Source organism: Paraburkholderia sp. NPDC080076 (assembly GCF_050281145.1).
Classification (GTDB): Bacteria; Pseudomonadota; Gammaproteobacteria; order Burkholderiales; family Burkholderiaceae; genus Paraburkholderia.
Genome location: NZ_JBNNWQ010000002.1, coordinates 1,065,668 through 1,078,205, shown reverse-complemented (window position 1 = coordinate 1,078,205; position 12,538 = coordinate 1,065,668). Strand labels below are relative to the sequence as shown.

Below are 12,538 nucleotides of genomic sequence, written 5' to 3'. Positions count from 1 at the left end.
AATTCCTCTGACTATAGCCGATTCCGGTGCGCAAATTCCAGCGGACCACAACAATGATGTGTCGTAGAGCTAATGTTAGACTTGAATCGACCTTGAGGCACAAAATAGGGACAATAACCATCGCGAGGACAACCGCCTCGCGCCCTCACAGGAGAACCGGCACATGCGCTCGCGTTGCCTGGTTGTTTCGATTGCTTCGCCGTTCCGCCGTCTGCCGTCGTTCCCCTGCGCCATGCTGGGCCTCGCCCTCCTGGCCGCTCACGGACCACACGCCCTCGCCGAAGGCGCGTTCGCGCTGACCAGTGCCAGCTTCCGTGCGGGCGGCACCGTGGCGGACGCTCAGGTTTTCAATCAGGACGACTGCAAAGGCGGCAACCGCTCACCGCAACTTTCGTGGCACGACGCGCCGCCCGGCACGCGCAGCTTCGCGGTCACCATGTTCGATCAGGATGCGCCGGGCCGCGGCTGGTGGCACTGGTCGGTGGCGGGCATTCCGGCCACGGTCAGCAGCTTGCCGGAGAATGCGAGCTCTTCCGGCTTCCTCAGCAAACTCGGTGCGGTCGAAGCGCGCAACGACTTCGATACCGACGGCTATGGCGGCCCCTGTCCGCCGCCAGGCAAACCGCATCGCTACATCGTCACCGTTTATGCGCTCAGCACCGCGGACCTGCGCCTCGCGCAAGGCCGTCCCGCGCTGATGTTCGATCACGAGATCGGCACCGCCACACTCGGCTTTGCGCGGATGGTGGTCAATTACGGGCGCTAGCGCGTATCGAAGCGCCTCACGTGCAAGCGGCACTGTCAAGGCCGCCGACGCAAGCCGAGGCTGGCGTACGGATTGCGTCGCATTGCCGCCCACGCGGAAATGCTGTCATCCGCGCACGCTAATGTGCAGCCTGGTGGTGTGCGCCATGCTTGCCGCTGCCGCGCCGCTGCAGATGCGCACCATTGCCGTGCCCGACCCATCGTCTTTTCACTTTGCTGGAGTTTGTCATGTCGAAGATCGTCATCGTTTATCACAGCGGCTACGGCCACACGAAGAAAGCCGCCGAGTCAGTGCTGGCGGGTGCCCTCGAAGCCGGCGCGGACGCCAAACTGATGCCGGTCGGCGAGGTCGACGACGCAGCCTGGGCCGAACTGGCCGCCGCCGACGCCATCATCTTCGGCGCGCCGACCTACATGGGCGGCCCTTCCGCAGACTTCAAAAAATTGGCCGATGCGAGCTCGAAGCCGTGGCTCGAGCAGGCGTGGAAGGACAAGATCGCGGCCGGCTTCACCAACTCCGCGACCATGAACGGCGACAAGTTCTCGACGATCCAGTACTTCGTCACGCTGGCCATGCAGCACGGCATGATCTGGGCGGGCACCGGCATGATGCCGTCCAACACCAAGGCGGCGACCCGCAACGACCTGAACTACGTCGGTGGCTCTACCGGCGTGCTCACGCAGTCGCCGGCCGATGCCTCGCCGGAAGAAGCACCGCCCCCCGGCGATCTGGAAACAGCGCGGCTGTTCGGCGCACGCGTAGCCGCGGTCACGGCGCGCTGGACCGCCGCGGCCCGCTAACGCGCGGATTGCCGCGATCGGCCGGCATCGGCGTGCATCTGCCGCATAACGGGTCACGCCGATGTCATGTTCGGCGCGCATCGTCGTTTTTTCACCCCCTTTTGCACGTGCGGCGCCATCAGGTCTTAAAATGACGTTCCGGCGCAGCGTCGCGCCCCGTTTCCAGCAAGCCAGTGAGATCGAGATGAGCACGAAAGTTTTTGTCGACGGACAGGAAGGCACGACCGGCCTGAAGATTTTTGAATACCTGTCGCAGCGCGCCGACGTTGAGATCCTGCGTATCGAAGAAGCGAAGCGCAAAGACCTCGAAGAACGCCGTCGTCTCATCAACGCGTCGGACGTCACGTTCCTGTGTCTGCCCGATGTCGCCTCGCGCGAATCCGCTTCGCTGGTCGAAAACGATCACACCGTACTGATCGATGCCAGCACCGCGTTCCGCACGTCCGCCGACTGGGCCTACGGCCTGCCCGAACTGGCCCGCTCGCAACGCGAGCGTCTGCGCTCGGCGAAACGCATTGCTGTGCCGGGCTGCCATGCATCGGCCTTCGTGCTCGCCATGCGTCCGCTGGTCGAAGCAGGCGTGGTGGCGCCCGAGTTCGCGGCGCACGCTTACTCGATCACCGGCTATAGCGGCGGCGGCAAGAAAATGATTGCCGACTACGAAGCCGGCGGCAACGACAAGCTCAAGAGCCCGCGTCCGTACGCGCTCGGTCTCACGCACAAGCATCTGCCGGAAATGGCCGCGCATACGGGCCTGAAGTCGGCGCCGGTCTTTACGCCGATCGTCGGCGACTTCTACAAGGGTCTCGCGGTCACCACCTTCTTCTCGCCGAACCAGTTGGCGAAGAAGGCCACGCCGCAAGACGTGCAGGCGCTGTTCGCCGAATACTACGCGGGCGAGGCGTTCGTGCATGTCGCACCGTTCGACGCGGAAGCGAACCTCGACAGCGGCTTCTTTGACGTGCAGGCAAACAACGACACGAACCGCGTCGACCTGTTCGTGTTCGGCAACGAAGAGCGCTTCGTGACCGTGGCGCGTCTGGACAACCTGGGCAAGGGCGCATCGGGCGCGGCGATCCAGTGCATGAACCTCGCGATCGGTGCCGCTGAAGAAAGCGGCTTGAAACGTTAATCAAGTTCGAAATTACGGACGGTAATTCGCCGTCAATATATTGAAAGGCCGGCCTGCAAAGACCGGCCTTTTTGTTTTAAAAGTCCGCCATTCAAAATTCCCTCTCCGCGTTTAATCAGTAGTAGCCCGTATGTCCTAAAAAATAAAAATCGGACTGCTCAAAAACCCGCCGGTAATTCATTCCTGATATCGACGCATAGCGCATAGTTTTCCGCATAGGGAAATTCCTGATTTTTTCGCGAACGGTCGTTCGCAGATGATAGAGCCATTTTGCTCAAAGGCTTGCCTGGCAAGGGAGTGCGGCGAAGCAACGATGTCGCCTTCCAAGCAAAAAATCGTTTTTTGTTTAAAAGATCCGCAGATGTCCACGCGGCGCGCGCGCAGCAAAAAATGCGCTGTTTGAATCGGTCTTTTTAGACGGCTCATTCAATTGACAGCCATTATCCGCGCAGCGAAATTAGCTCGCACAATTACATGAAGGGAGACAGCTGCATGTCGCACGCCATTACTCGAAGCCTCGCGATGGCCATTGCCACGGCCCCATTCCTGATCGCTTGCGGCGGTGGCAAGGCCGACAATCCAGGCGCGATCAACGCACCGCAATGTTCCGGCGCGAGCTGCGGCGTGCAAGGTCCGCCCGCCTCGGGCGCCGGCGCGGCGGCGTTGTGCCCGGCAACTGCCGACATCGTCAAGAGCACCTTCCTCGGTGGCGCGGGCAGCGGCGAAGTGGTGCAGCTGAACATCGACGCGACGGCGATGACCTACACGCTGAAGTGGCTCAAATCGCCGATCCCGCTGACCAGCGCCGACGTCACGATCACGCGCGAAGGCACGCAGATCACCGGTGCGGTGATTCATCCGCCGACCGGCACGCTGCCCACCGCCGAGCAAACACGTTGCGCGTTCATTCTCGGCAAAGGTACCGGCACCGCGCCTGCCAACGGCACGACCTACACGACACCCGATTTCGTCAACAACCCGAACCCGCCGATGATCCTGGTCGGCCAGGGCGTGGCCGGCGGTGGCATTCCGGGCGCGACCGTCGAGTACGACGGGCTGACCATCATTCCGGGCATCATCGATCACGTTGGCGCAGTCCCTAACCGGCATTTCGATTTCTATCCGTTCCTCGGCTTTGCCAGCACGACGAACGACGTCACCAAGCTGGCCGGCACCTACAACGGTCTCCTGTATCACCTGGTGCCGTCCGGCTCGTACGCGGCGACCGCTACCAACACGGTCGAAACCTTCGACGCGGCCGGCAACTGCACGGGCTCCAATCCAGCGAACGCGGCCTTTACGCCGAGTTCGAGCGGCTGCCTGACGACGGGCACGGCGTGGACCGCGAACAGCAGCGGCTACTTCGACAGCCAGAATGCGCCGCAGATCGGTACGCAGCTCAAACTGCCGCCGCTGAATCAGCCGAGCGGCGTGTCCGCGCAAGCGCACATGATTCTCGGCCAGATCAACGGCGCGACGGTGCCGCTCGTGATCCGGACGGGCTCCGTGAATCTGGGCACGGCAGTGTTGCTCCACTCCGACGCCAAAGTCGACGACGAGTCCGGTATCGCGATGCTCGCCGCTGCCACACTGCTTGCCTCCGGCGGCTTCGACGGCGGCTACGTGGGCGCCGACTCCAACTTCAAGTACACCGCGGCGTTGATCCAGGGCGGCGTCGGCACCTTCATCAATCCGTCGACGTCCGCAGGGGAAGACGGCTTCGGCCTGGGCTACGCGTTGCCGAGCCCAGGACTGGTCGGTGTCCAGCAGGCCAACGGCCAGAAAGGCCTCGCGATCGCTTCGGGTGGCCTGTACGCGATCGAGATTCAAGGCACCGTCAACGGGGGCGTCGCGCCGACGTCGCAACTCAGCAGCACGGCTTCGAGCGCGCCGTACTTCGGCATTGGAGCGCAAATCAGCAAGTAAGGCACGCAAGTAAGGCACGCAAATAAGCCAGACAACCAAGCCACAGCGGACCGGCAGTGGGCAGTACGAGAGACAAATAGCAAAAAGGTGGCGGGACTGGGAGCCGGCCACACACAACGAGAAAATTCTGGAGGCGGTATGAAATGGAGAATCCTTTCGGTGCTCACTCTTGCTGCACCGTTGCTGGGGGCGTGCGGTGGTGGCGGCGGAGGCGACGGGCCCGTGACGGAAGTGCGTCTGTGTCCGGCGTCGCTGGACTACAGCACGGTATTCACGGGCGGCGGCGGTGACGGCGAACTGGTCAAGCTGCAACTCGATACGACCAAGATGACCTGGCAGGTCAATTACATCGAGTCGCCGATCCCCGCGACCACCGGCACCGTCGTCCCGACGCGCGCGGGCCAGACCGCCAGCGGCACGCTGACTCAGGAAACCCAGCTGCCGACCAACAAACTCAACCAGTGCGCGTTCCGCCTGAATGGCGCGAGCCTCGATCCGAATCGTCCGGCGCGGATCTTCGTCGGCGAAGGGGTGGCGGGCGGCACGATCCCCGGCGCGGAAATTTCGTTCGGCGGGATTCTCGGCGTAGGCGCCGTGCCGGATACCAAATTCCCGTACTACCCGTTCATCGGTTTTTCGTCGATTGAAACGAATCTCGCGAACGTGGCCGGCACCTACAACCAGCTCGGCTATCACCAGGTGCCGTCGCAAAACTTCGCGCCGGTCGCGGTCGATTCGAAGATCACGATCAACGCGGACGGCACATGGACCGAGTGCGACAACTCCGGGGTCAACGCGGGCAAGTGTCAACAGCCGGGCAGCAACTTCGCGCAGTCGGCGGACGGCAGCGGCGCGTTCCAGACCAACAACTTCCTGGGCCAGGCCAAGCCGACGCTCGCCACGACCCCGGAAGCGCGCGGCTACATGATCGTCGGCAAGCTGCGTAACCAGCTGGTGCCGATCCTGGTGCGAACGGGCGCGGCGAACTCGTCTGTGACCGTGCCGCAAAACGGCGCGCTCGGACCCTACGCCGACGACGAATCCGGCATCTCGATTCTGGCGCCGCAGAGCGCGATCACGGTGAACTCGCAGAACGGTGAGTACATCGGCGTGGATAGCCAGTTCGACTACCGCACCACCGCGCTCGAAGGTGCCGAGGCCACGCTGCTGGATCCGTTCAATGCATCGCAGGCATCGCTGGCGACGGCGCTGAATCTGGACTTCACGCAAACCGTGCCGGGCGTGGTGACGACGACGCGAGTCGGTGCCTCCACCGGCACTACGCCGACCGGAAAGATGATCTTCACGGGTGGTGTGTTCGGCTATCTCGATCTGACCAACGCGGCCTCGCCGTACTTCACGATCGGCGCCTTCGTCCAGTAACGGACTCAGCACGCGCCGCCAATCCGCAACGTGGCGTTCGCGTCCCGGCTGCCGCGCAGCGCAACCGCGCGGCGGCCGGCGCCCACCGAATATGCAGCGCGCCGGCGCGGTCGCCAACCCGCCGCCGCTTGCCGCGCGCGATGAGTTTCAGCGCGCCTCAGGAGGAACAAGATGAAAAAAATCTATTTCGCGTTACTGGCCGCCTGCCTGTCAGCCGGTGCGCACGCCCAGCAAGCGGGCGACAACGTCGCAGCGCTCGGCTGGTTCCACGTGATGCCGCAGGATTCGAGCACGCCGCTCACCACCCATGTCGCGCCGACGCCGATCAACACACCGCTGCGTCTACCGAGTTCATTCACCTCGGCCGGCACGAGCTTGTCGACCAGTAACGCCGACACCGTCGGCCTGGTGTTCAGCCATTACCTCACCGATCACATCGCCGTGACGACGGTGGCAGGCGTGCCGCCGGTCTTCAAGATCTACGGGCACGGCACCATCAAGCCGCCGGGACCGGCCGGCGCGCTCGGCCAGCAGGATCTGGGCGATCCGCAAGCCAACCCGATCGTAAAAAGCGTGCGCCAGTGGAGCCCGGCGCTGCTCTTCCAGTACTACTTCAACGCGCCGACAGCGAAATTCCGGCCGTTTGTCGGCATTGGCGTGTCGTACAACTGGTTCTCCGACATTCAGTTGAGCCCGAATTTCGTGACATCGACGCAAAACAATCTCGGCGCCGTGCTGGCCGCCGGCGCGGGCAAGCCGGGGCAGACGCAGGTGTCGGCGAAAGCGTCCTCGTCGTGGGCGCCGGTGTTTAACGCGGGCCTCGTGTACAACATCACCGAGCACTGGGGCCTTCTGGCGTCGGTCACCTACATTCCGCTGAAGACGACCTCGTCGGTCATCATCAAGGCGGCGGACGGCACGGAGCTGGGTGTGTCGAAGGCGGACCTGAAGGCCGACCCGATCATTTCGTTCCTCGCCCTCTCGTACAAATTCTGAGTTCGGTTCTGACGCAACAAAGGCGGCTGCCCTGCGCAAGGGTCAGCCGCCTTTGTCTTGTATGGGACGCTGGAAATTCAGGGCAAAAAAAAGCCCGCCTATGTGGGCGGGCTGAATCCATATCAGAGGAGACATGGAGGAGACAAGACAAACTATAGCAAACGGCTTGGTGCGGCGCAACATGAAAATTAGGGTAGACCCTCTGCGTTGTAAATTCGCAACACTCTGCAAGATGTCTTGCCGCCGCCGTTGACCAGCGGCTGCGCCTTGCGTCTAGTGCCGCACCAGCGCCATCATCGCGCCGAAGCCGACGAATACGCCACCCGTCAGACGATTGAACATGCGGGCGACGCTGCGGCTCTTCAACTTCGCGCCGATTCGCGTGCCGAAACCCGCGTACACAAGATACCAGCTCACCTCGATCACGGCGAAAGTAGCGACGAGCACGCCGAACTGCGGCAGCTTGGGCTGCGCGGCGTCGATGAATTGCGGCAGCAGCGCCGCGGCGAACAGAATCGCCTTCGGATTGCTCCCCGCGACGAGAAAGCCGTTGCGGAACAGCGCGAAGCGCGAGCGCGCGGGCTTGACGGCCAGTTCGTCGGCATCGCCGGCGGCGGCTTCGTCAGCCGGCGCGCGCCACGCCTTGATGCCGAGATACACGAGGTACGCCGCGCCGATCATCCGCAGCGCGTTGAACATGGCCGGCCACGCCTCGAGAAACACGCCGAGGCCCGCCGCCGACACCGCCAGCATCAGCACCAGCGCCGACAGGCAACCCGCCATGGTCGCGCTGGAGCGGCGCAAGCCGTGCTGGGCGCCGTGCGTCATCACGAGCAGCATGTTCGGACCGGGAATGGCGGAAACGACGAAGACAGTGGCGACGAACAGCCACCAGGTATGCAGACTCATGGGAATCAGGGCGGATAAAGGATCGGGCGGATATTATGCCCGCCCGCGCCCGTCAGTGCCGTTCCTCAGTGGCTCTTCAGGGCCTTGTCCATTGCTCTTAGCGCCCGGCTCGCCGCGCGGCGACCTGGCCCAGCACCGCGAAATCTTTCTCGCCGTCGCCGTGAGCCATGGCTTCGAGCAGGCTGTCGCGCACCACGCTGGCAATCGGCAGCGGTGTCGTGACGGCGTCGGCCGCGGCCAGCGCGAGCCGAATATCTTTCAGGCCGAGACGCGCCTTGAACAGCGCCGGCTCGTAGCGCTGCTCCGCGATCAGCTTGCCGTAGCCAGAATAGACCGGTCCCGGAAACAGGCCGCTCGTGATCACGTCGAGGAAATCCTGCATGGCGAGACCGTGTCCGGTCACCAGTGTGGCCGCTTCGCCGAGCGTCTCGACTGCCGCGCCGAGCATGAAGTTGGCGGCGAGCTTCATGACGTTCGCCTGCTGCGGGAGCGAACCGATGCGCCAGGTCTTCTGGCCGATCGCGTCAAAAATCGGCTGGACGCGGTCGATCGATTCGGCCGGGCCGCCCGCGACAATGGTGAGCTTGCCCGCCGCCGCGACATCGGGCCGACCCATCACCGGCGCGGCGACGTAGTTGACGCCGCGCGACGCGTGCGCCGTCGCCAGTTCCTCGGCCAGCGCCACCGAGATCGTCGCCATGTTCACGTGGATCAGCCCGCGCGGAGCATGTTCCAGCAGCGAAGCGGTGATGACCTCGCGCAAAGCGCTATCGTCGGCGAGCATCGAGAACACGGCGTCGCCCGCAAACGCTTCGGCCGGCGTCGCGACGACCCGCGCGCCGGCGTCGGCGAGCGGTTGCGCGCGCTCCGGTGAGCGGTTCCACACGCGCACCTGATGCCCGGCTTTCAAAATGTTTGCAACCATCGCGGCACCCATCTCGCCGAGACCGATAAAACCGATGTCCATCTGTCGCTCCGTCTTCTAAAGAACTGGAAGTAAAACACACCCATGCGACACGTGCAGGACAGCGCGCAAAGAAACACGGTGCGATACTGCGGTGATGGTGACCGCGACATTCCGCTTCTACGAGGAGCTGAACGATTTTCTCGCCCGGCCGCTGCGCCGGCGCGCGTTCAGCTACGCCTGCGCGCCGGGCGCCACCGCGAAGCACATGATCGAAGCGCTCGGCGTGCCGCATACCGAGGTCGAGCTGATTCTGGTCAACGGCGAGTCGGTCGGTTTCAATCATCCCCTCGCGGACGGCGATCGCATCGCCGTCTACCCGAAGTTTGAAGCGCTCGACATCCAGCCGCTCCTGCGCGTGCGCGAACGGCCGCTGCGGGTGGTGCGTTTCATCGCCGACGCGCATCTGGGCGGCCTCGCGCCACTTCTACGGCTAGCGGGCTTCGATACGCTGTACGACAACCACTTTCCCGATGCCGACATCGAAGCGCTCGCCGCCGAGCAGCAGCGCATCGTCCTGACACGCGACCGCGAGCTGTTGAAACGCCGCAGCATCACGCATGGCTGCTACGTCCGCACGCTCAGGCCGCGCGAACAATTGCGCGAAGTATTTGAACGGCTCGATCTGGCGGGCAGCGCGCAACCGTTCCGCTTGTGTCTGATGTGCAATGTGCCGCTGCGGCGCATCCCCAAAGAGGAAGTCGGCACGCGCGCGCCCGACGGTGTGCTGGAACGGCATGCCCAGTTCGTCACCTGCGACGTGTGCCGCCGCGTGTTCTGGGAAGGCACGCATTGGCAAAGAATGCGCGCACTGATGGACAGCGTGGCTGCCGCGCCGGGCCGGTCCGAGTGAGTTTCGATTCAGAGTCATCCCGGTTCGCATTGCACGTGGCAAACCACGCGCGCGGAAGCTGAACGCCATGCGTTCGCGCGACGCTCGGCGCGATGCGTACAATGCGGGATTACTTATCTGGCAGAGGCCTTCCGTATGGCGATGAAAAAAACCGACCTTGAAAAGAACAAGGCACTCAAGCTGAACAACGCAATGAAGCTGTCGACCGCCGACCGTTTCGGCAAAGCCGCCGCAGCCGAGCCGAAGCTCGATCGTCGCGAACAGCGCAAGCTCGACCAGGCGCAGGGCCTCGTCGCGTTTGCCTGCAAGCTGAACGGTGATCTGGTGACCGAACTGAAAGAGCGCGCCGCGACCCATCCCGAAGGGATGACCGGTTTGCTCAACGAAGTCATCAAGCGCGGCCTTGCCGGCTAATCGCCGCAAAAAACCCGCCTCGAATGCAAAAAGGCCAGAGCTCGTGCTCTGGCCTTTTTGCTTGCGACGCCTTCATCCGAATCGCGCTGCACTAGCCGGCTAGCGGCGCCGTGCAGTCGACCGGCGAAGCTGACCCGAAGGATCGGGCGACAGCTTAGTTTTGCGTGCCCTTGTCGTTCGTGCCAGCTGCCGAAGCAGCTGCCGAAACCGGAGCGCGCTTACCGTGCGTCGTCAGCTTCTTGACGTGATGCTTCTTCGGCGCGCTTGCTGCAGCAGCCGGCGCTGCGTCCGACGCTTGTGCGAAAGCTTGAACAGAAACCAGCGCGATCGAAGCGGCTGCGAGCGAGACGATAACTTTTTTCATGTGTTGTTCCCCAAACCTGGACGACTGAGTCAATGTGAATGAATAAGCTGCACGGTGAAGCAGACAGGGCTTGAGGCGCCTTCCCGCTCCCCGCGGGAGAGTATTACCCAGTGTAGGCGGTTTGTCATGCCCAAAACTCGATATGTATTTTCCGGGAGACAGCTTTGCTTTCGACCCGCTTTCACTCGTTAAGCATCCCGTACCAGGGGATTCACCTAGACCACGTCAAACGAGGTTGCGCAGCAGGCTGGCGTTCTCCAAAAGGGTCGGCAACACCCGGTGCAGCGCGGCATTGGCCGACTCCTGCCCGATCGGCATGCTGACGCTGATCGCCGCCACGACCGAACCATGCCGGTCGCGCAACGGCACCGCGACGCCGCGCACGCCCAACTCCAGTTGCTGATCCGTGACCACGTAGCCATTGCGGCGAATTTCGCCGAGCACTTCGCGCAACTGTTCGATCGTCGAGTAGGTGTGGGGCGTGAACACCTTGATCGGATACGACGCCAGCCACTGCTCGATGTTCTCCGCCGCCTGGAACGCCAGCAGGACCAGTCCCGCCGACGACAACGGCGCGGGCGCGCGCGAGCCGAGCACGAAACCGACCGCCATTGCCCGGTTCACGCCGTTGCGCGCCACGTACACCACATCGTGTTCGTCGAGGATCGCGACCAGCGCGGTTTCCTGCACGGTCGCGGTAATGCGCTGGAGGAAAGGCTGCACGGTGCGCGGCAAGCGCGCCGAATCCAGATACGACTGGCCGAGCCGCAAGACACGCGGCGCCAGCCAGAACAGCTTGCCGTCGGTATCCACGTAGCCGAGTTCACGCAGCGTCAGCAGATAACGGCGCGCCGCCGTGCGCGACAGACCCGCGCGGCCGGCGACCATGGTGGGCGTCATGCGCGCGTGCTCTTCGTCGAATGCTTCGATGATCGCCAGCGCTTTCGCGGCGCCGGCGATCCAGTCTTTCTCGTCCATTGCGTTTGCCTGAAAATCGGCCGGTCGTTGGGTCAGTCGTGTCCGAGGTCCGTGGCCGACTGGCGCGATTATCGCGCGAGTCGACTAGAGAACGAACCGCCATGAGCGGATTCAATCATTTGAGGTCTCAGCGCATCTGCTCAGGGACGCGGTGTGACTCGGCGCACTGCCGATATCAGGCTCTCCCGCCAGCCCTTGAACCGCAGTTTGTCATGCGGCGATCCCGAGTACCTTGAGAAGACGTCGAAGCGGCATGCCGACATTTCGGATTCCCGATCGACGCACCGCTCAATTGCGCGATCAATAGCGATAAGTCAGTGCCGTAATCGCGAAGTAGTTATTCTTCGACTGCACGATCGGGCCGTTCGCCGAAGCGCCGAGAAGCCGCGTCATGCCGCCAACTCGCGCCGCGCAAAGACGTGCGCGAACTCGATGAACTGGTCACAGAATTGCTGACCTTGAGCCGTCTGGAACAAGGTGCGGGACATCTGGTGCTGATGCGCGTGTCGGTGGACGAACTGCTCGATAGCGTGGCCGCGAGCATGTGCAACGATGTCGTCGACCGCTCGCTGACGCTTTCGGTTTCCACGGGCGGGGCGGCGGTTGCGCAGGCGCCCACGTATCATGTCTGCGATCCCAAGCTGGTCGCGCGTGCGCTGCTGAATCTGATCCGCAACAGCACACGCTATGCAAAGCGGGCGATTTCGCTGGGCGCGGAAGTCGATGGGACGGGCGCGCTGGTGCTGACCGTCGACGATGACGGTCCTGGCATTCCGCTCGCCGATCATGACCGTGTGTTCGAGCCGTTTCATCGACCTGATTCGAGCCGTGACCGGCATACCGGCGGGTACGGCCTCGGCCTTGCGATCGTGCGGCGTGTGGCACTGGTCCATGACGGCGACGTGCGGCTCGAGTCGGCCGCCTCAGGCGGCGCACGCTTCGTGATGACGCTGCCGGCGTCAAGGTTGCCGGCCAACGCGACCGTTAGCTAACCAGCGCCGCGCCTCTGTCGGACCACGAGCAACTTGTCACACAACAACTGAATTAGACAGA

General features: G+C 63.4%; 13 protein-coding genes and 1 pseudogene. 9 read left to right on the top strand and 5 right to left on the bottom strand.

Translation table 11 applies throughout. The features are described 5' to 3' along the window. Positions 1 to 163: 163 nt before the first annotated feature. The 3 genes from ACQKRQ_RS12195 (at position 164) to argC (ending at position 2,698) form a co-directional block, all read left to right on the top strand. Positions 164 to 766: a YbhB/YbcL family Raf kinase inhibitor-like protein gene (locus ACQKRQ_RS12195; RefSeq protein WP_132376673.1), complete on the top strand. Its 603-nt coding sequence runs from the start codon at positions 164 to 166 to the stop codon at positions 764 to 766. 227 nt (positions 767 to 993) lie between these two features. Next, positions 994 to 1,566 carry a flavodoxin family protein gene (locus ACQKRQ_RS12190; protein ID WP_427477121.1) on the top strand — a complete coding sequence of 191 codons (573 nt, stop codon included), beginning with the start codon at positions 994 to 996 and terminating at the stop codon, positions 1,564 to 1,566. A 184-nt stretch (positions 1,567 to 1,750) separates the two neighbouring features. Next, positions 1,751 to 2,698: an N-acetyl-gamma-glutamyl-phosphate reductase gene (argC, locus tag ACQKRQ_RS12185; protein ID WP_132376671.1), complete on the top strand. Its 948-nt coding sequence runs from the start codon at positions 1,751 to 1,753 to the stop codon at positions 2,696 to 2,698. Between the two features lie 177 nt (positions 2,699 to 2,875). On the opposite strand, the gene ACQKRQ_RS12180 is transcribed toward argC, so the two are convergent. Further along, positions 2,876 to 3,124: a hypothetical protein gene (locus tag ACQKRQ_RS12180; RefSeq protein WP_427477119.1), complete on the bottom strand. Its 249-nt coding sequence runs from the start codon at positions 3,122 to 3,124 to the stop codon at positions 2,876 to 2,878. A 66-nt stretch (positions 3,125 to 3,190) separates the two neighbouring features. Between ACQKRQ_RS12180 and ACQKRQ_RS12175 the strand changes: the two genes are divergently transcribed. The 3 genes from ACQKRQ_RS12175 to ACQKRQ_RS12165 all read left to right on the top strand — a co-directional run bounded on the left by ACQKRQ_RS12175 (position 3,191) and on the right by ACQKRQ_RS12165 (position 7,003). Beyond that, positions 3,191 to 4,624, top strand: a complete 1,434-nt coding sequence (locus ACQKRQ_RS12175) for a DUF2957 domain-containing protein (RefSeq protein ID WP_427477117.1) — start codon at positions 3,191 to 3,193, stop codon at positions 4,622 to 4,624. Between the two features lie 138 nt (positions 4,625 to 4,762). Beyond that, entirely contained in the window at positions 4,763 to 6,007 is a 1,245-nt protein-coding gene (locus ACQKRQ_RS12170; RefSeq protein WP_132376669.1) for a DUF2957 domain-containing protein, read from the top strand. A gap of 171 nt (positions 6,008 to 6,178) precedes the next feature. Continuing rightward, positions 6,179 to 7,003 carry an OmpW/AlkL family protein gene (locus tag ACQKRQ_RS12165; RefSeq protein WP_427477115.1) on the top strand — a complete coding sequence of 275 codons (825 nt, stop codon included), beginning with the start codon at positions 6,179 to 6,181 and terminating at the stop codon, positions 7,001 to 7,003. Positions 7,004 to 7,276: 273 nt separating this feature from the next. On the opposite strand, the gene ACQKRQ_RS12160 is transcribed toward ACQKRQ_RS12165, so the two are convergent. Both ACQKRQ_RS12160 and ACQKRQ_RS12155 read right to left on the bottom strand, forming a co-directional pair. After that, positions 7,277 to 7,912: a LysE family translocator gene (locus ACQKRQ_RS12160; RefSeq protein WP_132376667.1), complete on the bottom strand. Its 636-nt coding sequence runs from the start codon at positions 7,910 to 7,912 to the stop codon at positions 7,277 to 7,279. A 97-nt stretch (positions 7,913 to 8,009) separates the two neighbouring features. Continuing rightward, a complete protein-coding gene (locus tag ACQKRQ_RS12155) occupies positions 8,010 to 8,879 on the bottom strand; it encodes an NAD(P)-dependent oxidoreductase (RefSeq protein WP_408176481.1) in 870 nt (289 codons plus the stop codon). 94 nt (positions 8,880 to 8,973) lie between these two features. Here ACQKRQ_RS12155 and ACQKRQ_RS12150 point away from each other — a divergent pair, with 94 nt between their 5' ends. Next, positions 8,974 to 9,729 carry a Mut7-C RNAse domain-containing protein gene (locus ACQKRQ_RS12150; protein ID WP_408285694.1) on the top strand — a complete coding sequence of 252 codons (756 nt, stop codon included), beginning with the start codon at positions 8,974 to 8,976 and terminating at the stop codon, positions 9,727 to 9,729. Between the two features lie 135 nt (positions 9,730 to 9,864). After that, a complete protein-coding gene (locus ACQKRQ_RS12145; protein WP_012434605.1) occupies positions 9,865 to 10,143 on the top strand; it encodes a hypothetical protein in 279 nt (92 codons plus the stop codon). A 154-nt stretch (positions 10,144 to 10,297) separates the two neighbouring features. On the opposite strand, the gene ACQKRQ_RS12140 is transcribed toward ACQKRQ_RS12145, so the two are convergent. Next, positions 10,298 to 10,507, bottom strand: coding sequence for a hypothetical protein (locus ACQKRQ_RS12140; protein WP_132376664.1), 210 nt, complete (start codon positions 10,505 to 10,507; stop codon positions 10,298 to 10,300). Positions 10,508 to 10,732: 225 nt separating this feature from the next. Then, positions 10,733 to 11,485, bottom strand: a complete 753-nt coding sequence (locus tag ACQKRQ_RS12135; RefSeq protein WP_408431581.1) for an IclR family transcriptional regulator domain-containing protein — start codon at positions 11,483 to 11,485, stop codon at positions 10,733 to 10,735. A 395-nt stretch (positions 11,486 to 11,880) separates the two neighbouring features. Between ACQKRQ_RS12135 and ACQKRQ_RS12130 the strand changes: the two are divergent. Then, positions 11,881 to 12,477 (top strand): annotated as a pseudogene (locus ACQKRQ_RS12130) (sensor histidine kinase); the annotation flags it as partial. Positions 12,478 to 12,538 lie beyond the last annotated feature (61 nt).